This window comes from Poseidonibacter ostreae, assembly GCF_009208075.1.
In the GTDB taxonomy this organism is placed as follows: domain Bacteria; phylum Campylobacterota; class Campylobacteria; order Campylobacterales; family Arcobacteraceae; genus Poseidonibacter; species Poseidonibacter ostreae.
This window is the reverse complement of sequence record NZ_WFKJ01000001.1, coordinates 122,395-142,729: the sequence shown is the minus strand read 5'-3', so window position 1 is coordinate 142,729 and position 20,335 is coordinate 122,395. Positions and strand designations below refer to the sequence as shown.

Annotated in this window: 26 protein-coding genes; 17 read left to right on the top strand and 9 right to left on the bottom strand. The window is 27.4% G+C overall.

Annotation, left to right across the window (positions count from 1 at the left end; genetic code table 11):
• Positions 1 to 323 precede the first annotated feature (323 nt).
• Positions 324 to 1,421: an aminotransferase-like domain-containing protein gene (locus tag GBG18_RS00785; RefSeq protein ID WP_152187465.1), complete on the top strand. Its 1,098-nt coding sequence runs from the start codon at positions 324 to 326 to the stop codon at positions 1,419 to 1,421.
• A gap of 28 nt (positions 1,422 to 1,449) precedes the next feature.
• Here the strand turns inward: GBG18_RS00785 and GBG18_RS00780 are convergent, their stop codons facing one another.
• From GBG18_RS00780 to GBG18_RS00770, 3 genes are read right to left on the bottom strand one after another with little or no spacing between them, the layout of a single operon-like run.
• Positions 1,450 to 1,752, bottom strand: a complete 303-nt coding sequence (locus tag GBG18_RS00780) for a metal-sulfur cluster assembly factor (protein ID WP_152187463.1) — start codon at positions 1,750 to 1,752, stop codon at positions 1,450 to 1,452.
• Positions 1,752 to 2,987: a hypothetical protein gene (locus GBG18_RS00775; protein WP_152187461.1), complete on the bottom strand. Its 1,236-nt coding sequence runs from the start codon at positions 2,985 to 2,987 to the stop codon at positions 1,752 to 1,754. The genes GBG18_RS00780 and GBG18_RS00775 overlap by 1 nt, the downstream gene beginning before the upstream one ends.
• Before the next feature lie 15 nt (positions 2,988 to 3,002).
• The gene (locus GBG18_RS00770) at positions 3,003 to 3,341 is read right to left on the bottom strand and encodes a hypothetical protein (RefSeq protein WP_152187459.1); all 339 of its coding nucleotides are present in this window, start codon (positions 3,339 to 3,341) and stop codon (positions 3,003 to 3,005) included.
• Positions 3,342 to 3,545: 204 nt separating this feature from the next.
• Here GBG18_RS00770 and GBG18_RS00765 point away from each other — a divergent pair, with 204 nt between their 5' ends.
• The 6 genes from GBG18_RS00765 (at position 3,546) to GBG18_RS00740 (ending at position 7,738) form a co-directional block, all read left to right on the top strand.
• Positions 3,546 to 4,838 carry an NCS2 family permease gene (locus GBG18_RS00765; RefSeq protein WP_152187457.1) on the top strand — a complete coding sequence of 431 codons (1,293 nt, stop codon included), beginning with the start codon at positions 3,546 to 3,548 and terminating at the stop codon, positions 4,836 to 4,838.
• A 9-nt stretch (positions 4,839 to 4,847) separates the two neighbouring features.
• Positions 4,848 to 5,294, top strand: a complete 447-nt coding sequence (locus tag GBG18_RS00760) for a phosphoribosyltransferase (protein WP_152187455.1) — start codon at positions 4,848 to 4,850, stop codon at positions 5,292 to 5,294.
• Positions 5,295 to 5,417: 123 nt separating this feature from the next.
• A complete protein-coding gene (locus GBG18_RS00755) occupies positions 5,418 to 5,711 on the top strand; it encodes a hypothetical protein (RefSeq protein WP_152187453.1) in 294 nt (97 codons plus the stop codon).
• 65 nt (positions 5,712 to 5,776) lie between these two features.
• Entirely contained in the window at positions 5,777 to 6,163 is a 387-nt protein-coding gene (locus tag GBG18_RS00750; protein ID WP_152187451.1) for a DUF423 domain-containing protein, read from the top strand.
• A 4-nt stretch (positions 6,164 to 6,167) separates the two neighbouring features.
• A complete protein-coding gene (locus tag GBG18_RS00745; protein WP_152187449.1) occupies positions 6,168 to 6,971 on the top strand; it encodes an ion transporter in 804 nt (267 codons plus the stop codon).
• Complete coding sequence (locus GBG18_RS00740; protein ID WP_152187447.1) at positions 6,968 to 7,738, top strand: Rossmann-fold NAD(P)-binding domain-containing protein; 771 nt, start codon at positions 6,968 to 6,970, stop codon at positions 7,736 to 7,738. Before GBG18_RS00745 ends, GBG18_RS00740 begins: the two co-directional genes overlap by 4 nt.
• Positions 7,739 to 7,749: 11 nt before the next feature.
• On the opposite strand, the gene upp is transcribed toward GBG18_RS00740, so the two are convergent.
• Positions 7,750 to 8,370: a uracil phosphoribosyltransferase gene (gene upp, locus GBG18_RS00735; RefSeq protein ID WP_152187445.1), complete on the bottom strand. Its 621-nt coding sequence runs from the start codon at positions 8,368 to 8,370 to the stop codon at positions 7,750 to 7,752.
• A 156-nt stretch (positions 8,371 to 8,526) separates the two neighbouring features.
• Here upp and GBG18_RS00730 point away from each other — a divergent pair, with 156 nt between their 5' ends.
• The 6 genes from GBG18_RS00730 to GBG18_RS00705 all read left to right on the top strand — a co-directional run bounded on the left by GBG18_RS00730 (position 8,527) and on the right by GBG18_RS00705 (position 13,379).
• On the top strand, positions 8,527 to 9,771 hold the full coding sequence (locus tag GBG18_RS00730; RefSeq protein ID WP_152187443.1) for a uracil-xanthine permease family protein: 1,245 nt from the start codon (positions 8,527 to 8,529) through the stop codon (positions 9,769 to 9,771).
• Between the two features lie 114 nt (positions 9,772 to 9,885).
• Positions 9,886 to 10,389 (top strand): YajQ family cyclic di-GMP-binding protein, encoded by a 504-nt coding sequence (locus GBG18_RS00725; protein WP_152187441.1) that lies wholly within the window; start codon positions 9,886 to 9,888, stop codon positions 10,387 to 10,389.
• Positions 10,390 to 10,504: 115 nt separating this feature from the next.
• On the top strand, positions 10,505 to 11,164 hold the full coding sequence (locus GBG18_RS00720) for a response regulator transcription factor (protein ID WP_152187439.1): 660 nt from the start codon (positions 10,505 to 10,507) through the stop codon (positions 11,162 to 11,164).
• Positions 11,157 to 12,359 (top strand): sensor histidine kinase, encoded by a 1,203-nt coding sequence (locus tag GBG18_RS00715; RefSeq protein WP_152187437.1) that lies wholly within the window; start codon positions 11,157 to 11,159, stop codon positions 12,357 to 12,359. The genes GBG18_RS00720 and GBG18_RS00715 overlap by 8 nt, the downstream gene beginning before the upstream one ends.
• Before the next feature lies 1 nt (position 12,360).
• A complete protein-coding gene (locus tag GBG18_RS00710) occupies positions 12,361 to 12,936 on the top strand; it encodes an NUDIX hydrolase (protein ID WP_152187435.1) in 576 nt (191 codons plus the stop codon).
• 2 nt (positions 12,937 to 12,938) lie between these two features.
• Positions 12,939 to 13,379 carry a c-type cytochrome gene (locus tag GBG18_RS00705; RefSeq protein WP_226896490.1) on the top strand — a complete coding sequence of 147 codons (441 nt, stop codon included), beginning with the start codon at positions 12,939 to 12,941 and terminating at the stop codon, positions 13,377 to 13,379.
• A 10-nt stretch (positions 13,380 to 13,389) separates the two neighbouring features.
• On the opposite strand, the gene GBG18_RS00700 is transcribed toward GBG18_RS00705, so the two are convergent.
• Entirely contained in the window at positions 13,390 to 14,424 is a 1,035-nt protein-coding gene (locus GBG18_RS00700; protein ID WP_152187433.1) for a phospholipase A, read from the bottom strand.
• A gap of 114 nt (positions 14,425 to 14,538) precedes the next feature.
• Between GBG18_RS00700 and rpe the strand changes: the two genes are divergently transcribed.
• The 4 genes from rpe to GBG18_RS00680 are packed head-to-tail and all read left to right on the top strand — an operon-like array spanning position 14,539 to position 17,169.
• The gene (gene rpe, locus GBG18_RS00695; RefSeq protein WP_152187432.1) at positions 14,539 to 15,180 is read left to right on the top strand and encodes a ribulose-phosphate 3-epimerase; all 642 of its coding nucleotides are present in this window, start codon (positions 14,539 to 14,541) and stop codon (positions 15,178 to 15,180) included.
• Positions 15,181 to 15,182: 2 nt separating this feature from the next.
• Complete coding sequence (locus tag GBG18_RS00690; protein ID WP_152187430.1) at positions 15,183 to 15,773, top strand: phosphoribosylanthranilate isomerase; 591 nt, start codon at positions 15,183 to 15,185, stop codon at positions 15,771 to 15,773.
• Complete coding sequence (locus GBG18_RS00685) at positions 15,763 to 16,626, top strand: 3'-5' exonuclease (protein WP_152187428.1); 864 nt, start codon at positions 15,763 to 15,765, stop codon at positions 16,624 to 16,626. Before GBG18_RS00690 ends, GBG18_RS00685 begins: the two co-directional genes overlap by 11 nt.
• A complete protein-coding gene (locus tag GBG18_RS00680) occupies positions 16,627 to 17,169 on the top strand; it encodes an HD domain-containing protein (RefSeq protein ID WP_152187427.1) in 543 nt (180 codons plus the stop codon).
• Between the two features lie 57 nt (positions 17,170 to 17,226).
• On the opposite strand, the gene GBG18_RS00675 is transcribed toward GBG18_RS00680, so the two are convergent.
• From GBG18_RS00675 to GBG18_RS00660, 4 genes are read right to left on the bottom strand one after another with little or no spacing between them, the layout of a single operon-like run.
• Positions 17,227 to 17,790, bottom strand: a complete 564-nt coding sequence (locus tag GBG18_RS00675; protein WP_152187425.1) for a 2-oxoglutarate:acceptor oxidoreductase subunit OorC — start codon at positions 17,788 to 17,790, stop codon at positions 17,227 to 17,229.
• Between the two features lie 11 nt (positions 17,791 to 17,801).
• A complete protein-coding gene (locus GBG18_RS00670) occupies positions 17,802 to 18,635 on the bottom strand; it encodes a 2-oxoglutarate ferredoxin oxidoreductase subunit beta (RefSeq protein WP_152187423.1) in 834 nt (277 codons plus the stop codon).
• A 2-nt stretch (positions 18,636 to 18,637) separates the two neighbouring features.
• Entirely contained in the window at positions 18,638 to 19,768 is a 1,131-nt protein-coding gene (locus tag GBG18_RS00665) for a 2-oxoglutarate synthase subunit alpha (protein ID WP_152187421.1), read from the bottom strand.
• Positions 19,769 to 19,777: 9 nt separating this feature from the next.
• Entirely contained in the window at positions 19,778 to 20,095 is a 318-nt protein-coding gene (locus GBG18_RS00660; RefSeq protein WP_152187419.1) for a 4Fe-4S dicluster domain-containing protein, read from the bottom strand.
• Positions 20,096 to 20,335: the final 240 nt, after the last annotated feature.

Here is a 20,335-nt window from a genome sequence, read left to right as displayed (position 1 = left end):
ATTCACAAAGCTTAGCTTTTTCAACTCTCAGTTGTTCAAGCTAAGCTTTTTTTTTAGCCTTTTTTTTACTCTTTACTTTTATTGATTCTTAGCTCTTCTTTGAAATTAGAATTCTTTACTTTTATTCATACTTACTCTACTTAGCATTTATTTTATTATTCAACTATCTTATTACCTTTTTATTATTTAGCTTATTACGCTACTTATTACGAGTTAAATTATTTAAAACTAAAATAAATAGCAATATAAGATAATAAAATAGCAATTTAAGATAAAGATAATTTACTTATATTAATATATAATCCAAATAAAAAGAAGTGAAAATGTATAAAAAAAATAAAAGATCTTATATTCGAGAGATATTAGATGCAACTGATGAGAATACTATTTCTTTTGCTGGTGGCTTACCTGATAAAGAGTTCTTCCCTTTATTAGAATTATCAAAAGCTAGCAAAAAAGTTTTTAAAAATGCTAACTGTTTACAATATACAAAATCTCAAGGAATAGAGTCTTTAAGAGAGAAAATTGCTAAGATTTATACAGAAAAGTTTGATTTTCCTACAACTAAAGATGACATATTAATAACTACAGGGAGTCAACAAGCTTTTGATATTATATTAAAAAGTTTAGATTGTAATGAAATTATTGTTGAAAAGCCTTCTTATATTGGAGCTTTAGGAGCTTTTAAAGTATTAGATAAAAAAATAAATGGCTTTAATAAAATAGCTGAGTTAAATGATTTATTAAACAAAAAAAATATTTTATATACAATAAGTGATTATCAAAACCCTTCAACAAAAACATATAGCAATAAAAAAAGAGAAAAGATATCTAAAATATTAGATAAAAAAGAATCAATTCTAATTGAAGATGGTGCTTATTGTTTTTTAAATTTTAAAAATAAAGTAAAAGATCCTATTTCTAAATCTTATAGAAACTCATTTCATTTAGGTTCTTTTTCTAAAATTGTAGCACCTGGATTAAGGTTAGGATGGATAAGAGCTAGTAAAGAGAATATAAGTAGTTTATTATTTGCAAAAGAGTCTTTAGATTTACATACATCTACTTTTAATCAAATGTTAATTGATGAGTATTTAAATTCTAATGATTTATTTAAACATATAAATAAAATAAATAAAGAGTATTTTAAAAAAATGAATTTTATGTCTATGTGTTTTAAAAAGTATATCTCTTCTTTTTCTTTTAAAAAGCCAAAAGGGGGAATGTTTATATATGGTTCTTTTAATGAAGACTCAATGTTATTGGCTAAAGAAGCATTAAAAGAAAATATTGCTTTTGTTCCTGGAGAAGTTTTTTATATAGATGAAAAATCAAATGAAGCTAGATTTAATTTTACAAATACAAGTTGTAAAGATATAGAAAAAGGAATTAAAACTTTAGCTTCTATAGTAAATAAATAGTTTTAACAGTAGATAAACTCTTTTGAGTTTATCCTGCTAATGCTTTTTTTACATTATCATCTGCCATTGTAACATTCCATTCTGGTTCCCATACTACTACAGCTTCTGCTTTTTTAACTTTTGGTAGTTCTCTTAAAACAGCTTCTTCTACCCAATTTACAATCATTTGATGTAAAGGACAAGCTTTAGTTGACAGTGTCATTGTAACAGTAACTTCTAAGTCTTCATTACAACTTGCATCATAAATTAATCCCATTTCTACAAGATTAAACCCTACTTCTGGATCTAGTACTGTTGATACTGCTTTGAATATTTCTTCTTTTGTATACATTATTTAAACCTTATCATAAATAGTAAATTTTTTAATAAAAATATTGAAGCAATACATATAAATGATGCTCCAGCTTTAAAAACTTCATCTGACATAAATAGTAATCCAAGTGCTGATATTACTACACCTACTGCTCCAAATACAAATTGGTAATTTGCATCTTTAACTGGAACCATATCTGCTAACATAGGAACTTTTTGTTTTCCTACTAGTGGTGAAAATTTTTCAAACCAAACTAAAAAAGGAACAATTTTATATAAATGACCAATAATTACATAAGCAATAAATCCACTAAAAAGTAACCATGCTGCTGTAAATAATAGTGGTTCATAATTTGTAAAGATATATAAAAACCCTAATATTATTGAAATTAAAAAACATGCAAAAGAAAAGAATAATGAAATAATATAAATATCATTTTCTTTTCTTGCTCTTGTTTTATATATCAAATATACTTGATAAAAATATATAATTAAAGAAATAATACTTAATAAATAAGCAATTTTATCTATAATTGAAATACTAAATAATGAAGAAAATATAACTAATACAACTGATATTGTCATTAATATAACTGCATTGTTTAAGGGTTTTTGTGAAAAATTATGTGATAGACCAAACATTGGAAGTAAAACTAAAGATAGTGCCATTATTGTTATAAAAATGTATCCAAAAACTACAGAAAAAACATGTGCTTTTAATAACTCTTCAATATTTGTATTTAACTGTCCTGCGTAAGTTAGTGCCATAATAATGCCAATTATTACTCCTACTAAAAGAAATAGGTTTGATACTAAAATACTTTTTGTTACATTTGAAAAATTACTTACTTTCTTCATTGTTAAAAATATTTCTGTAATAAATATAAACATTGATAATAGCACTAAAATTCCTCCATATGGTAATAGTGAACTATTTAGACTAAAACCTAATGCCATAAAAATTGTTCCAACTAAAAGTAATGGATATATAATATAATAAAATTCAACACTAAAATGTCCAACTTCAAGAGTTACAGGTATTAATTGTGCCATTGCTCCAAATATTATCATCATTACAAAACCTAATAAAAACATATGTGTCCATGATAATAAATCAGGACTATGAATACTAAGTTCACTAGGATTAATACTTAATGTAAGAATAGAAGAGATTAAATAAAAAATCACTCCAATGATAAAATATGGAGCAATAAGTTTAAATGGAGGTGCAAAATCTTGAGTTATATTCATCATAATGAAACTCTTTTTCTAACCCGCACACGTATTTTGTGAAAAATCTGTTTGTGGTTTTGTATTACTTTTAAATGTAACACTGTGCATACCATCTTCAATTTCATTAATATCATAATCGAAGTTTTGTTGTATTTTTGGGAATAATCCCATTGGTGGTTTATGATTTATCATTACTAATTTTGAGTTTTCATCTAACAATTGTAATCCTGCCATTGCATTTACCATAGGTTCAGGTGGTCCACATTTTGATGTATCGAAATAATAAGTTGTTATTCCATTTTCAACAGATTTATAAAAATCAACTGTAGATCCTGCTATTTCAACTTTCTTCGCATCGCTTGGTAATAGTTGCATTTGTAACTCCTAAGTTTTTATATAAGAATAATAATATTATCTAATAATAAAATCATTGATTGCTATCAATAAAAAAGATTAAACCTTATTTATTCATAAAAGTTGCAGAATGTTATAAAATAGTTAGAAAATACTCTTTGTTTATATTAATATTTACTTAAGTTTATGTATACTCTGTGCTTGATTTTAAAATAAGGATAAATTGTGAACTTTTTTAAATTAAAAGAGCATAACACAACTGTTAAAACTGAGCTTTCTGCTGGTTTTACGACATTTTTAACAATGATGTATATTGTTCCTGTAAATGGTTTCATCTTAGCAGATGCAGGACTTCCAATGGATGCTGTTGTAACAGCAACTGCTATTATAACTATCTTAGCAACACTTTTTTCTGGATTATGGTCTAATACTCCAATTGCAATGAGTGTAGGAATGGGATTAAATGCATACTTCTCGTATGGTTTAGTATTAGGAATGAAAATACCTTGGGAAACTGCTTTAGGGATTGTTTTCTTATCTGGTATCTTATTTGTAATTTTATCCTTAACTAATTTTAGAGTATGGATTATGACTTCAATTCCTATGAGTTTAAGACGTGCAATTAGTGCAGGTATTGGTTCCTTTATTGCTTTTATTGGTTTAAAGCAAATGGGTATGATTACTGCAAATGAAGCTACATTAGTTTCTTTAGGAGATTTTTCTAATTCGAATGTTTTACTTGGAGTTCTTGGTTTAATTCTTGCATTTTCTTTTTATGCATATAGAATTAAAGGTGCTTTTATACTTTCAATTGCAATTACTTCAATTGTTGCATGGGTTTTTGGTTTAGGAAAACTACCTGAAGATATTATTTCTGCACCGGCTTCTATTAGTCCAATTTTTATGGAACTTGATATTTTAAGTGCAATTAGTTTATCTTTATTACCTGTAATTATTACATTCTTAATTACTGATATGTTTGATACATTAGGTACACTAACAGGAGTAGGAACTCGTGCTAAATTATTCCAGGAGAATAATAAAGATGATAAATCTTTACAAAAAACACTTGAAGCAGATGCAATTGCTACAACGGCTGGTGCTTTAATTGGTGTTTCAACAACAACTGCCTTTATTGAAAGTGCATCAGGAGTTGAAGAGGGTGGAAGAACTGGTTTAACTGCTGTATTTACTGCAATGTTCTTTGTAACAACACTATTTATGTTGCCATTATTTAAATCAATTCCTGCAAATGCAATTTATCCTGTATTAGTTGTAGTTGGTGTTTTAATGTTTACAGAACTTGGAAAAATCAATTTTGAAGATTCTGATTTAGCTACAAGTGCTGGAGCTTTTTTAATTGTTATTTTAATGCCTTTAACTTTCTCTATCACAAATGGAATTGCAGCTGGATTTTTAGTATATACAATTATTAAACTAGCTAAAAAAGAATTTAAAGATTTAAATGTAGGAATTTTAGTAATAACATTTATTAGTGCATTAGCATTTATTTTATAAGGAACAATTTTGGAAAAACTATATTATAGTTATGATTTATTTAAAGAAGATACTCAAAAGCTAACTAATAGCTGTAGAGATTATGAACCAGATGTTTTATTAGCAGTAGCACGTGGTGGTTTAACACTAGCTCATTTAATGGCACAAGCTTTAGATATGAGAAATTTATATACTTTAAACTCTATTCATTATGAAGGTGAATTAAAGCTAGATACATTTAATGTATTTAATATTCCAGATGTTTCTCATGCAAAAAGAGTTTTAATAATTGATGACATTGTTGATTCAGGTGAAACAATGGAAGAGATTTTAAAAATATTAAAAGAGAAGTTTCCTGATGTTGAGTTTAAATTAGCAACATTATTTTATAAAAAAACTGCAGTATTACAACCTGATTATACTGTAAGAGAAGCTACTCAATGGATTGATTTCTTTTGGGAAATTGACGTTAAATAATATTATGAATCCTTTTGGGATTCATAAGTATATAAAATATTACTTTTATATATATTTCTTACACTTTTACCTTACTTTTACATACTACTTTGTATAATTAACAAAAATTATTTGGATAATTAAATGACATTTATAGATTTTAAAAAATTACTTTTAGATGCGGAGCTAACAATTCCAAAGTTTACTGCTTTAATTAAAGTTAGTGAAAAGAATATTCAAGCTTATAAAAAGAAGAAAGAAGTTCCAAATACAATTGCATCAATTGCAGCTTGTTTTGCTCATATGAATAAAGCTGGTATTGATTATAAAGTAATAATTGATGATTTAGAATTAGTAAAAAAAGAGAAAAAAGGGGCAGGTTTTTCTAAAGATAAAGCTGTGAAAACCAAAGAAAAAGATAAAATAAAAACTAGCTAATTTAAATAAATATTTTATTAACCTTTTTTTGATATACTTCGCAAAAATCTAAATTTGGAAGTATAATGACCCTTAATAATAATAGTAAAAAATTCTTAGCAATTGCATCGATCATGATGGCTCTTGCAATTGCAATTGGTGCTTTTGGAGCACATGGAATAAAATCAATAGTAACTGACTCAATGCTTAAAATATATAACACAGGTGTTGAATATCACTTTTATAATACCCTAGGACTTTTTATTGTTGCATTTTTAATCAACTTCTATCCAAATTCTAAAAAATTAGTAAGAAGTGCATGGCTTATTTTTATTGGCATGACTATCTTCTCTTTTTCTTTATATGCTTTAGTTCTTTTTTCAATGCCAGTTTTAGGTGCAATTACTCCTATTGGTGGAACTTTATTAATTATTGCATGGATTATGACAGCTTATGCAATTTTAAAGGATTAATTAAATGACAGCAATGGCAAAGATTGAAGAAGTAAGAGATTCTAAATGGTTCTCAAATCTAACTACAATTATAATTATTGGATATGCATGTATTCTTGGATTTAAAACTTTAGATGAAGTTGAAACAAATTATAGTCTATTTTTAAAATTTGCAGATTATTTTGTAACAATATATTTTGTATTTGAACTAGCAATAAAAATGGTTGCAGAAAAAAATATAAAAAACTTTTTTAAGTCTGGTTGGAATATTTTTGATTTTGTGATTGTTGTAATAACACTTTTACCTTTAGAATCATCAAGTTTTGCTGCAATTGCTAGACTTATGAGAGTATTTAGAATTCTACGATTATTTACTTCACGTCCTGAATTAAAAGCAATTATTGATATGTTAATTAAGGCAATTCCTTCAATAATTGATATTGTAATTTTAATGTTTATAATCTTCTATATTTATGCAATTATAGGAAGCTTTTTCTTTGTTGATTTACCATCAGGTCTATGGAAAGATTTCTTAATTTCAATGCTTACACTATTTAGAGTTTTAACATTTGAAGATTGGACAGATGTAATGTATGAAGCAATGGAAGTATATCCATGGGCATGGGTTTATTTTGTTTCTTTTGTAATTATTGCAGCCTTTGTATTTTTTAATCTTTTTATTGCTGTTATTATTGGAGAGATGCAAAAACTTCAAGAAGCAGAGATGAAAGAAGAGATTCATGAAGATAGCTTAAAACTTGATACTTTACTTGAAGAGATAAAACTTCTAAGAGAAGAAGTAAAAGAATTAAAAAGTAAAGATAAATGAAAACATTTAGTATATTAGGAACAGGTTGGTTAGGTTATGCCTTAGCTTTAGAATTAAAAGAAAAATATAAAGTAAAAGTTTCAATAAAAGATGAAAAAAAGAAAAACAAATTTATAGAAGAGGGCTTAGTTCCTTTTTTATTAAATGAAGAAAGTCTTGATTCTTTAGATGATTTATTAGAAACTGATTACCTTTTTATAAACTTTCCACCTTCAAAATTTAAAAATTATACTGCTTTTTTAAATAAGATTTATTCACACGAAAAAATAAAAAATATTGAAAAGATTATATTTATTTCTTCAACATCAATTTATCCAGATTTAGATTTAGTATTTACAGAAGAATTTTCTTCTTTTAACTCAAATTCAAAATCACCAAAAGTTTATGATGCTGAAGTTCTTGTAAAAGATAAAACAGATCTAATCCTTAGAGCATCTGGACTTATGGGCTACAACAGAATTGCAGGAAAGCGTTCAAGCTCTAAAGTAGTTAAAGATAAAGATATAAAAATAAACTATGTACATAGAGATGATGTAATAAGTGCAACAATTTTTTTAATTGCTAATAATATAAATGGAATATTTAACTTATCAGTAGAAAAGCATCCTACAAAAGAAGAAATATATTTATTTAACTCTAAAAAATATGGTTTTGAAAAATCAATTTTCAAAGATGAAAAAGGTTTGAAAAATAGAATAATTGATGGAAGTAAGATTGAGCATTTAGGATTTAAGTATAAATACTCAAATCCTTTTGATTTTATATAGAACTTGATATTTTAATTAGTATTAAAAGCTCTATCCCCAGCATCACCAAGTCCAGGTCTAATATAATTGTTTTCATCTAATCTTTCATCAATCTGAGCAATATAAATATCAACATCTGGATGTGCTTCTTGTACTTTATTTACTCCAAATGGCGAACCTAATACGTTTAGGCAGATAATTCTTTTTGGATTTTTTGTTTTTAAGTATTCAATACCATCAATTAATGAACCACCAGTTGCTACCATTGGATCTAATAATAAAACAGTTCTTCCCTCTAAATTAGGAATATTTTCATAAAATAGTTTACTTAAAGATGTTTCTTCATCTCTTTTCATTGCTAAGAAGCCACTTTTTGCATAAGGTAATGTTTTTAAAATACCTGTTAGCATTGGCTCTCCTGCTCTTAAAATAGGAACAAGTACGAGTTTTTGTACTTCTATCATTTCTACATCTAAAGGACCTTGCCATGTGTTAATGTTCTGAGTAACTGTTTCAAAGTTCTCTAAAGCTTCTGATGCAACTATTCTTGATATTTCTTCTATTGTAAGTCTAAACTCATTTGATGTTGTTCTTACATCTCTTAATCTATTAACAAGATGTTTAACAACAACATTTGTGCTTTCTTTATACATATTTATTCCTAATTATTGGTTTATAAGTCTAAAAATTATTTTAAATTTTAAACCTTATATATTACTAAAAAATTACTTATAAATTGTATATTAATTAAATTTTAATTAACTGATATTTAGATATGATTAAATAATTTTTAAAATACAAGAGGTAATATGAAACCCACAGATTACAATTTTAGAGCAAAAGACTCTATATTAGGACTACAATTTTTATTTGTAGCTTTTGGTGCACTTGTGCTTGTTCCAATTTTAACAGGATTAGACCCAAGTGTTGCATTATTTACAGCAGGTCTAGGAACTTTAGTTTTTCAGTTTGTAAATAAAGGTGCTATTCCTCCAATCTTTTTAGCTTCTTCATTTGCATTTATTGCTCCTATTTCTTATGGAGTTGCTACATGGGGAATTGCTGCAACTATGTCAGGGCTTATAGCCGCTGGTTTATTATATGTAGTATTAAGTATGTTAATTAGACTAAAAGGTGATGGTTTTATTCATAAATTACTACCTGCTGTTGTAGTTGGACCAGTTATTATGTCAATTGGTTTAATTCTTTCACCTGTAGCTGTTAATTTAGCAATGGGAAAAACAGGAGATGGTTCAGTTGTTTTAGTGCCTTTTGAATCTGCTATTGTAATTTCTATGATTGCTTTATTTGTAACTGTATTCTTTTCACTTTTAGGAAAAGGAATGTTTAAATTAATTCCTATTTTAGCTGGTATTATAGTTGGTTATATAGTTGCTTTAATGTATGGAATTGTTGATTTTTCTGGTGTTTCAAAAGCTGCTTGGTTTGCAATGCCTAATTTTACAGCACCAGAGTTTAATTGGCAAGCAATTATCTTTATTTTACCAATTGCTATTGCTCCTGCTATTGAGCATATAGGTGATATGCTAGCTATTTCAAATGTGACAAAAGAAGATTATTTAAAAAAGCCAGGTTTAAAAAATACACTATTAGGTGATGGACTTGCTACTTCTGTTGCTGCATTATTTGGTGGTCCTCCTAATACTACTTATTCAGAAGTTACAGGTGCTGTTACTATTACAAAAGCGTATAATCCTGCAATTATGACATGGGCTGCAATTTTTGCAATTGCATTAGCTTTTGTTGGTAAAATTGGTGGAGTTTTATCAACAATTCCAACACCAGTTATGGGTGGAATTATGCTTTTATTATTTGGAATTATTGCAACTTTAGGTATTTCAACATTAATTAAAGATAAAACTGATTTTACTTGTCCTAGAAATATGATAATTGTTTCTATGATTTTAGTATTTTCAATTGGTGGAATGACATTTAACTTTGGTGGAGTACCATTTTCAGGAATTGGACTTGGTGCAATTGTTGGAATTTTATTAAACCTAGTATTACCACAAGCTTCTGTAGAAAAAGAGTAGACTTTTAACTAGCTAGAAAATTTCTAGCTACTCTTTTTTAATATTTTATAAACTTATTTGCTACAATATGTTTATAAAATATTTATATAATAATTAAATCACAAAAGGAAACAAATGGCTAAAAGTAAAGAACATCAATTTGATATTTCAGCAAAACTTGATATGCAAGAAATGAAAAATGCAGTTGTACAATCACAAAAAGAGATTGATAATAGATACGATTTTAAAGGTATTACAAAAGAAATAGAATTAAACCAGGGTGGAAAAACTTTAGTTTTAACAAGTGCAAGTGATAATAAAATTGATGCAATGAAAGATATATTAATTTCAAAAATGAATAAAAGAGAGATTTCTATTAATTCTTTAGAAGAAACAAAATCAGAAGATTCAAGTGGTGGAAATAGAAAATTTACTTATAAAATCATTGATAGTATAGAAAAAGATGAAGCTAAAACTATACAAACAGAGATAAAAAGTCTAAAACTTAAAGTAACTGCTGTTAATCAAGGTGATGAAATAAGAGTTAGTGGAAAAAATATTGATGACTTACAAACAGTAATGTCTCATCTTAAATCTTTAGATTTAAAAGCTCCTTTAGTTTTTGACAATTTTAGATAGAACTTTTTAAATATACCTCATTTTATTGAGGTATATACTCTTTATATATCTATACACACTTCATAAACAAAATTACTATATAATCTTTTAACTATATATAAATTAGGAATAAAAAATGAGAGTTTTATTATTAGAAGACGATAACTTATTAAGTGATTTACTTAATGATCATTTAATTGATAAGGGTTATGATGTAACACTGTGTTTAAATGGACAAGATGCTTTAGAATACTTAATAGATGAAAAGTTTGATTTAGCACTTTTAGATATAAATACGCCAATAATATCAGGTCTTGAAGTTCTTAAAACAATAAGAGAAGAGTATAAAAATAAAACTCCTGTAATAATTCTTACTGCATATCAAGATACAAAACATTTAAAAGATTCTTTTGAGAATGGTGTTGATGATTATATAAAAAAACCTTTCGATTTAGAAGAGTTAGATCAAAGAATATTAAGATTATGTAGACAGTTCTCAATTGAACAAAATTCTAATATAGAAATTTCTACTGATATATTATTTGACCCTGAATCTTGTAAAATAAGTTTAAAAGATAAAAATGTAAGCATTGCTCAAAAAGAAAGAGATATTTTAAAATATTTTTGTACCCATAGAAATAGGGTAATTTCAAGTGAAGAATTACTTCAAAATATTTGGGCATATGAAGAGATGCCAACTGATGCAACAATTAGAGTATATATTAAAAACTTAAGAGAGATTATTGGAAAAGAGAAAATTACTACAATACGTGGAATAGGATATAAGTTTGAATAAAAATGAAAGAAAAGCCTTATTTAGTTTTTTATCAATTTATGTAGGTTCTGCTATTTTATTAATATCAGTGCTTTTATATATTTATTATAATAATGAACTTGAATCTGTTGCTGACTCTTGTAGTATGGAGATGAGTAATGCTTCAATGCATATTAAATCTGATATCTTAAACTCTTATATGAAACATAAAAAATATGTTCCTAAAAAACTAGAAAATGATGAAGTTAGATATGCATTATATGATAAAGATAAAAAGGTAATATATTCATATATAGATGCTGCTGAACTTGTAGATTTCTCTGCTTCTACTATGTATGAAAGTAGTCATTATCATTATTATATTACTACATTAGATGAAAAAGCAATACCTGTTAAGTATATTGCAATTGAAACATGTTTGGGTATTCAAAATAGAAACAATTTAAAAATCTATGTAATAGTAGCACTTATTTTAAGTGGAATATTTATTGGTTTTATTGGTTATTTACTTTCAAAAATTTTATTAAAACCAGTTCGTGAAAGAGTTGAGCAGATGGATAAGTTTATTAAAGATTCAGCACATGAATTAAATACTCCAATTACTGTACTTATGACATCAACTTCAATGTTAAAAAATGGGAAAAACCCTGATAAGATGATGAGGTATATTCTAAGTAGTACTAAGCAAATATCTCAAATTTATAATGATATTCATTTCTCAGCTTTTAATGAAATAAATGATGATGTTTTTGAAGAGTTTAATTTAAAAGAATTAGTAAAAGATAGTGTAGAATATTTTAATGATATTTCAATTACAAAGAAGATAGTAATAAATGATGATTTAGAGGATTGTTTTATTTTAATGGATAGAACAAAAACTCAAAAAGTTGTAAATAATTTAATATCAAATGCAATTAAATATAGTAATAATAATTCAATTGTTAATGTTGTAATAAAAGATAATATCTTAAGTGTAGAAGATTTTGGTATTGGTATTAGTGAGCAAGAGCAAAAAGAGATATTTAAAAGATATAAAAGAGGGACAAATATAGAAGGTGGCTTTGGTATTGGTCTTGATATTGTAAAAAGAATATCAGAAGAATATAATTTGAAATTAGATTTAAAATCACAATTAGGTCAAGGGTCAACTTTTTATATTGATTTTTGTTCAATTATCAATAACTCTGTATGTAGTAAAACAGGTGAAAAAAAATAAAATGAAAAATATAATAAAAAATTTTAAAACAAATGAATTAAAAAATACTAAATTTGTTCATCCAGTTAGTATTACTTATAATCAAAATGGAAAAGATAAATTATGGGAAGCAGTAAAAAGTTTTGATTCTGTTGCAGTTTTACTTTATCATGAAGAAAAAGATGCTTTTTTACTTGTAAAACAATTTCGTGCTCCTGTGTATCTGAATGATGAAAGTCATTTATGTACATATGAATTATGTGCAGGAATTATTGATAAGGAAATCTCTTTAGCTCAAATTGTAAAAGAAGAAATTGATGAAGAATGTGGATATGACGTTGCCTTGGAATCTATTGAAAAAATTACTTCTTTTTATACAAATGTTGGAGTAAGTGGTGGTTGTCAAAGTCTTTTTTTTGCTACTATTAATGAATCTATGAAAATACATAATGGTGGGGGCATTAATGATGAAGAAATTGATTTAATGTTTTTACCTTTAAATAAAATTGAAGAGTTCCTTTATGATGAAAGTAAAGCAAAAACGCCAGGTTTAATGTTCTCTTTTTACTGGTTTTTAAAAAATAAAAGGACACTGTAGTAATGAAAATTAAGACTTCAATTTTATTTAGTTTAATTATGGTGCTAAGTTCTTTAAATTTAATTGCTGATGATACAAAACTAGTAAAGGTTAATAACTCGTTTATTACAAAATTTGAGTATGGAGAGATGCTTTATAATAATCCTAGAGGAATAGGGTGTAATACTTGTCATGGAAGTGATGCAAAGGGTAAAAAGATAGTATCCTTTACACATATTTATGATAAAAAGAAATATAACTGTGTTTTGGATGTCCCAGATATTAAAGCTTCTAAATATGATGTTTTTTTTAAAAAGGTTAATTCAAAGAAGAATCCAAAGAAAAAGTTCACAAAAGAACAAGTCTGCGAAAAGCTAGTCTATAAGGCAAATATTATGCCTGCATATTTCTTAGTTGAAGAAGAGATTGATGCTATTTATTACTATATTAAGAACTTAAAATAAGTGTAGATTTTTATCTTGAAAAAGCTACACCTATTCCTATTTTATTAGTTTCTCTATCATAATCAATCAAACTTTCACCATAACCTGAAAATATTTGTAAAAATCCATAAGAGTTAGGTGTTGACAAAAACTCAGGTAATGGAAAAGTCCAATTTAACTCAGCAGCACCTTTATTTTGTGAATTAAATCTAATATTATTTCTAAGCATTAATTCAAAGGTATGTTTTTTATATGGATAAAGAAGTGTTAAATCACCATATCCATAATATTCATCAATATCAGGATTATCATCATCATTACTTTTTTCAGGAATTCTATACCAAACTCTAGGAATCACAAATAAATCTGAAAGTTGTAAATAACTCTCTAAATATAATCTATTCCATGACCTAGATTTCTCTTCACTTCTTCCATTTGATTCATGAATTAAAGATACTTTAAATCCTTTTAATGACTCACTTTTATCATAAGGAAATTGAAGAAAAATTTCTGGCATATAGTTTGTCTCTCTAAATGGTGAAGAATCAGAACCCGTTTGCCAAAATGACTTTTGTGTATACGCTGCTGAAAAAGATTCATTTAATCCAAAAAAATTATAAGCAATTGGTTTTTCAATACTAAACTGGAAACTTGTTTCAAAAGGGTTTCTATTTTCATCCTTATTTAAATCATAAGTAGCAGGTAAAAGATAGTTTTTTCTATAAGGATATAATCCAAAATCTCCAGTTATCATTTGTTCTAAATTAAAGTTTGTCTCTTTATCTTCTGTTTTATTTATATAATCTTGATAAAAATCTCTTTTCATTTTAGTAAATGATTGTACTTTATGACTTACAGTATTAGTTTCATTTTTATTTTTTGATAAATCTAAAATATATTTATCTTCTTTTTTGATATTTGTATTAACAGCTTTTTTATACAAAATCATAGCTTCTTTATAATTTCCTTCTTGTTCATACTTTTCTGCTTTTTTATAAAGTTCTGTAAAGTTTTCTTCTGCATTTAATAATATAAAAGTAAATATAAAAGTTAAAATATATCTCATTGTGTGTTCCCTTAAAATAAAAACATAGTTTATAACAATTTTTGTTTTAATATACTTTGTATAAAAGATTTTTCATGGTATAATCGCCTAAAATTAAGAAAAAAAGGTTATATAATGCTTGTTGCTCCATCAATATTATCAGCAGACTTTGGGAAATTAAATGAAGAGATTAAAGCTATTTGTGAAGGTGGTTGTGATTTAGTTCATGTTGATGTAATGGATGGTCATTTCGTTCCAAATATGACAATAGGTCCAGTTGTAGTAAATCCAGTTGCAAAGGCTGCTACAAAGCCTTTAGATATTCACTTAATGGTTGAAAACAATACTTTTTTTGTAGATCTTTTTGCTCCATTGAAGCCTGAGTATATATCTTTTCATATTGAAAGTGAAAAACATCCACATAGACTTATTCAAAAAATAAGAGGTTTAGGAATTAAACCAGCAATTGTTTTAAATCCTCATACTCCACCTGAAGCAATTGAGTATTTATTAGAAGATTTAGATATGGTTTTATTAATGTCTGTTAATCCAGGTTTTGGCGGACAAAAGTTTATTAAAAGTGTTGTAGAAAAAGCTACAAAATTAAAAGAATTAATTAATAAAAGAAATCCAAACTGTCTTATTGAAGTTGATGGTGGAGTAAATGATAAAAATATTCACGAACTAAAAGATGCAGGTGTTGATGTAGTAGTGGCTGGTTCTTATGTTTATGGAGCGCCTGATTATTCAAAAGCTATTAAGAGTTTACAGGTTTAATTATGAAAGTTAAAATTTGTGGAATTACAAACCTTGAAGATGCTTTAGATGCGATTGATGCTGGTGCAGATGCTTTAGGTTTTGTTTTTTATGATAAATCTCCTAGATATATTGATCCTTTTGAAGCTAGAAAAATTGTAGATAAACTACCTCCTTTTATTCAAACTATTGGTTTATTTGTTAATGAACCAAACTCTTTTATAAATCAAGTTTGTATTAATGCAAAGATGCAAACAGCACAAATTATAGATGATGATACTTTTACTGATTTTAAAACTTTAGATAGTAGATATATAAAAGTTTTAAGAGCAAAGAGTAAAGCTGATATAGAGAAAGTTGAAGATAATTATGTTTTAGTTGATGCTTTTGTAGAGAGTTTTGGAGGTGAGGGTAAACGTCTTGCTTTAGAGTGGTTTAAAGATATAGATTGCTCAAAAATGATTTTAGCAGGTGGTCTTAATGCTGATAATTTAAAAGAGTTATCAGACTTTAACTTTTATGGTGTAGATGTTAGCTCTGGCGTTGAAGCACATAAGGGGAAAAAAGATAAACAAAAGATGATAAATTTTATAAAAGCAGTAAATGAAATCTAAAAGAAGAATAATTATAAAACCTACTTTTAAAATATCAAATATAGTTGATAGATTATTAAAAGAATCTATTGATTATGATGAATTTCTTTCTCTTCTTGAAAAGGCAAACGATACTTTCTTTGATAACCCAGAATTAGAGTTTGAGCTATTAATATCAAATGGTTTGCCACTTGAATTTGATAACAATAACAATATTTTTTTAAAAACAAAAGAAGCATCTATTGAAGAACAATGCTTTTGTATTGTTGATATTGAAACAAATGGTTCTTCTATAAAAAAAGGTCACCAAATAATTGAAATTGGTGCGGTTAAGTATAGAAATGGTGAAATAATTGATAGCTTTGAATCTTTAGTATATGCAAAGGAAATTCCTGAATATATTCAAGAAGTTACAAACATAAAACCTATAATGTTAGAAGATGCTCCAATTTTGGAATCTGTTTTAAAAGAGTTTAAACTTTTTTTGGAAGATGATGTTTTTATAGCTCATGATATAAAATTTGATTACAATTATATTTCAGATTCATTAGAAAAATATGATTTAGGAAAGCTTGAAAATAGAAAACTTTGTAGTATTGATTTGGCAAAAAGAACTATAGACTCTCCTAGATATGGCCTAGGGTTTTTAAAAGAAGAGCTTGAAATACAAGTTGATAATCATCATAGAGCTTATTTTGATGCTCTTGCGACTGCTCATGTCTTTTCTGAATCTTTAAAGGCAATTGATAATGAAAAAGTTACTAATGTCGAGAAACTAATATCTTTTTCAAAATCTTCTAAAACAATAGCTTCTATAAAAGAGAAAAAACTAAAAGAAGAAGCTTTAAAATCTAAAGAGAAGGAAGTCAAATAAATGTTTAGTCAAGAAAAATTTATAAAAGCTTTAGAGTATGCAGTAAAGGCTCATGGTGAGCAAAAAACACCAAAAGGTTTACCTTATTTAACTCATATTACATCTGTTACCATGGAAGTTATACATGCATGTGAAGAATCGAAACTTGAAGTTGAAAAATCTAATTTAGCGATTTCTTGTGCTTTATTACATGATGTGATTGAAGATACAAGTATTAAATATGATGATTTGTATGTAGATTTCTCAGAAAGTGTTGCAAATGGTGTTGAAGCACTAAGTAAAGATAAGACTTTAGAATCTAAACAAGAACAGATGAAAAAAAGTATTGAAATGCTACTAGAGCAACCTTATGAGGTTCAAATGGTTAAACTTGCAGATAGAATAACAAATCTATCAACTCCTCCAGAACATTGGGATAATGATAAAAAAAAGGCTTATGTAAAAGAGGCTAGTTTTATTTATTCATGTTTAAAAAATTCAAATATTTATTTATCAAAAAGATTAGAAGAAAAAATAGAAAATTATAAAAAATATATAGTTTAGTTAGAAGTTTTATTTAAAGTATTTTAGTTTAAAAGTAGTCTTTAGACTACTTTTAAATTATGAAGCTTTAGAAGCTTCAGCAGCGTATTTAAGACCTAAGTCAAACGCTTTATTATTAATATCATGTACTTTTGCAGGTACTTTAGAAAGCATAGTAGTTCTAAGTACTTCATTTTCTACAGTTTCACCTGTAAAATAGTTTGCCATTGCTAATGCTAATACTGATTGAGTAATAACATTACCAATTTCTTCTTTAGCAATTGTAATGATTGGAATTTCAACGATATTCCATCTTTTTTTATCTTCTTCTGTTGCAGTAACTAAGTTTGGCTCAACAACAATTGTTGCACCATCTCTTACACCATTTTTAAATTGGTCATAAGAAACTTGAGCAACAGATAACATAAAATCAATTTCACCATCATTTGCATAAGGGTATAAAATTTCATCATCTTGTAAAGTGATATCAACAACAGTTGGACCACCTCTTACTTGAGATGTATATGTTGCAGTTTTTAAACCATAACCACCATCATTAATTTTTGCTGCTGCAAAAATAGAACCTGCTAGAAGAACACCTTGTCCACCAACACCTGTAAATCTCATTAATGTTTTACTCATGTTGTTTCTCCTTAGAATTGAATCATTGTATTAGTTCTATTAGCCTCTTTTACTTTTTCGTAAGACTGACAGTACTCTGGTGCATTTTCATCATGTTTTAAAATTCCTAATGGGAATTTTCCAACTTGCTCTTCTGCTTCTAATTTCTCAAACTTAGCTTTTCCAACAGAAATAGATTTAATCCACTCTAAGTTAGCCATAGCTGTTGCCATTTTATTTTTTCTACCTAAGTTAACGTGACAGTTAGAGAATACTTCAATAAATGAGAATCCTGTATGTTGGAAACCTTTTACTAAAATTCTTTCTAATTTCTTAGGATCTAACATAGTTTCTCTAGCAACAAAAGATGCACCAGCAGCTTCTACTAATTTACAAGCATCAAATGTTGGATCAATATTTCCTTTACTCATTGTAACTGTCCACATACCTTGTGGTGTTGTAGGAGAAGTTTGTGAGTTAGTTAATCCATAAATGAAGTTATTGATAATAATATAATTTAAATCAATATTTCTTCTTGATGCATGGATTGTATGGTTTCCACCAATAGCAAGACCATCACCATCACCACCAACAACGATAACTTTCTTTTCTGGATTAGCTAATTTAATTCCAGTTGCATATGCTAAAGTTCTACCGTGAGTTGTGTGAACTGTGTTACAGTTGATATATGAAGAGAATCTTCCTGAACAACCAATACCAGAAACAACACAAACATCGTCCATGTTCCAACCAGTTTTTTCAATTGCTCTAATTACAGATTTTAAAATAACTCCATCACCACATCCCCAACACCAAAGTGTTGGCATTTTGTCTGTTCTTAAATATTCATCATAATTAAATGCCATAATTACATTCCCTTCACTTTTTCTATTATTTCTAGTGGAGATAATGGTCTACCATTAACTTTGTATAATCTATCAAAGTCATTTCTTCCACTTACTCTTTGTACTTCATCAGAGAATTGACCCATGTTTAACTCAGCAACTAATACTTTGTCAAATTTTTTCATCAATTCATTAATTCTATTAGCAGGACTTGGCCAAATTGTTTTTGGTCTGAACATACCAACTTTGATACCTTCTTTTCTCATTCTGTTAATAGCTTCAGTTACACCTAAAGAAACTGAACCATACGCAATAATCATAATATCAGCATCTTCTAACATATACTCTTCATTTAATTCAACTTCGTCCATATGTGCATCAACTTTATTGAATAATCTTCTCATTAAAGCATCACAAGTATCAGCATCTTCAGTTGGATGTCCAGTTGGTCCATGATGTAAACCAGTGAAGTGGTATCTATAACCTTCAAACATTGGATTTAATACAGCTGGTTGATCATCTTCACAATCATATGGCTTGTAATCTTTCTTATCACCTTCAAATTTCTTTCTAGAAATTTTTTCAGCTTGTACTGTTTCTAAATCAGGAATAGTAGCTTTACCACTCATGTGACCGATTGTTTCATCTAATAAAACAAATACAGGTTGCATAAATCTATCTGCTAAGTTAAAAGCACGTGCAACTTCTGTATAACACTCATTTAAATTTCCTGGTACTAAAGTGATTGATTTAACATCACCATGAGTAGGATTTTTAGCTTGTAATAAGTCACCTTGTGCAACTCTTGTTGGTAAACCAGTTGATGGACCACCTCTCATTACATTGATTACAACTAAAGGTATTTCAGAAATATATCCTACCCCTAAGTTTTCTGCTTTTAAAGAAATACCAGGTCCACTTGTTGCTGTTAATGCTCTTTTTCCAGACATTGCAGCACCTAATGCTGTACAAATTCCTGAAATTTCATCTTCCATTTGGATACATGCATGTCCTCTAGCTGGTAATGCAGTTGATAATATATGCATTACTTCACTAGATGGAGTAATAGGGTATCCCCCAAAAAACTCAACATCAGAGTCAAGCGCAGCTTTTGCTGCTAATTCATTTCCTGTTGAAATTAGTTCTCTTGCCATTAATTTTCCTTATGCCTCTAATTCTCTATAGTTATTTTTAACGATAGCTTCTTTTCTTTCTTTTGCTTCATCAGAAAGTTTTGCAAATTTAAATTCTTTTTTATCTGCTACATATATTGCAAAGTCTGGACACGCTAGTTCACAATCTGTACAACCAATACACGAATCAGGATTCGCTACTTTTATTATTGAACCTAAAGTTGAATGAACTTCTTGTCTCATTACAAGTACACCAGCTGGACAAACAGATACACATTTATCACATGCTTTACATCTAGCTTCATTTACCCAAACAGGTGTGTTTGCAGGAGCTTCCATATTAGACATAATTTCCCCTTAAATTTTTTATTTATCAATATTTGAATAAACTCAATTATTATGTTTGAATAATAACCTATAATACATCTAAAGAATAAGTAAAACTTTCATTTGGGAAAGCTAATTCGGCTCTTGTTACATTTTGCTACACTAGTGCTACAAAGTGTATTTAAAGTGTCTTTGAAACTATAATAAAACTTAAGAAAAAAAACTAATATTTAGGAGGAAGTATTACTTAAAATATTGTTT

Bases quoted from the DNA above. Each gene is read 5' to 3' on its own strand.
- GBG18_RS00700 (WP_152187433.1), bottom strand. From the start codon at position 14,424: ATGAGATATATTTTAACTTTTATATTTACTTTTATATTATTAAATGCA.
- GBG18_RS00670 (WP_152187423.1), bottom strand. From the start codon at position 18,635: ATGGCATTTAATTATGATGAATATTTAAGAACAGACAAAATGCCAACA.
- GBG18_RS00720 (WP_152187439.1), top strand. From the start codon at position 10,505: ATGAGAGTTTTATTATTAGAAGACGATAACTTATTAAGTGATTTACTT.
- GBG18_RS00780 (WP_152187463.1), bottom strand. From the start codon at position 1,752: ATGTATACAAAAGAAGAAATATTCAAAGCAGTATCAACAGTACTAGAT.
- GBG18_RS00685 (WP_152187428.1), top strand. From the start codon at position 15,763: ATGAAATCTAAAAGAAGAATAATTATAAAACCTACTTTTAAAATATCA.
- GBG18_RS00775 (WP_152187461.1), bottom strand. From the start codon at position 2,987: ATGATGAATATAACTCAAGATTTTGCACCTCCATTTAAACTTATTGCT.
- upp (WP_152187445.1), bottom strand. From the start codon at position 8,370: ATGTATAAAGAAAGCACAAATGTTGTTGTTAAACATCTTGTTAATAGA.
- GBG18_RS00690 (WP_152187430.1), top strand. From the start codon at position 15,183: ATGAAAGTTAAAATTTGTGGAATTACAAACCTTGAAGATGCTTTAGAT.
- GBG18_RS00745 (WP_152187449.1), top strand. From the start codon at position 6,168: ATGACAGCAATGGCAAAGATTGAAGAAGTAAGAGATTCTAAATGGTTC.
- GBG18_RS00680 (WP_152187427.1), top strand. From the start codon at position 16,627: ATGTTTAGTCAAGAAAAATTTATAAAAGCTTTAGAGTATGCAGTAAAG.
- GBG18_RS00675 (WP_152187425.1), bottom strand. From the start codon at position 17,790: ATGAGTAAAACATTAATGAGATTTACAGGTGTTGGTGGACAAGGTGTT.
- GBG18_RS00755 (WP_152187453.1), top strand. From the start codon at position 5,418: ATGACATTTATAGATTTTAAAAAATTACTTTTAGATGCGGAGCTAACA.
- GBG18_RS00665 (WP_152187421.1), bottom strand. From the start codon at position 19,768: ATGGCAAGAGAACTAATTTCAACAGGAAATGAATTAGCAGCAAAAGCT.
- GBG18_RS00725 (WP_152187441.1), top strand. From the start codon at position 9,886: ATGGCTAAAAGTAAAGAACATCAATTTGATATTTCAGCAAAACTTGAT.
- rpe (WP_152187432.1), top strand. From the start codon at position 14,539: ATGCTTGTTGCTCCATCAATATTATCAGCAGACTTTGGGAAATTAAAT.
- GBG18_RS00705 (WP_226896490.1), top strand. From the start codon at position 12,939: ATGAAAATTAAGACTTCAATTTTATTTAGTTTAATTATGGTGCTAAGT.
- GBG18_RS00750 (WP_152187451.1), top strand. From the start codon at position 5,777: ATGACCCTTAATAATAATAGTAAAAAATTCTTAGCAATTGCATCGATC.
- GBG18_RS00730 (WP_152187443.1), top strand. From the start codon at position 8,527: ATGAAACCCACAGATTACAATTTTAGAGCAAAAGACTCTATATTAGGA.
- GBG18_RS00710 (WP_152187435.1), top strand. From the start codon at position 12,361: ATGAAAAATATAATAAAAAATTTTAAAACAAATGAATTAAAAAATACT.
- GBG18_RS00660 (WP_152187419.1), bottom strand. From the start codon at position 20,095: ATGTCTAATATGGAAGCTCCTGCAAACACACCTGTTTGGGTAAATGAA.
- GBG18_RS00770 (WP_152187459.1), bottom strand. From the start codon at position 3,341: ATGCAACTATTACCAAGCGATGCGAAGAAAGTTGAAATAGCAGGATCT.
- GBG18_RS00740 (WP_152187447.1), top strand. From the start codon at position 6,968: ATGAAAACATTTAGTATATTAGGAACAGGTTGGTTAGGTTATGCCTTA.
- GBG18_RS00785 (WP_152187465.1), top strand. From the start codon at position 324: ATGTATAAAAAAAATAAAAGATCTTATATTCGAGAGATATTAGATGCA.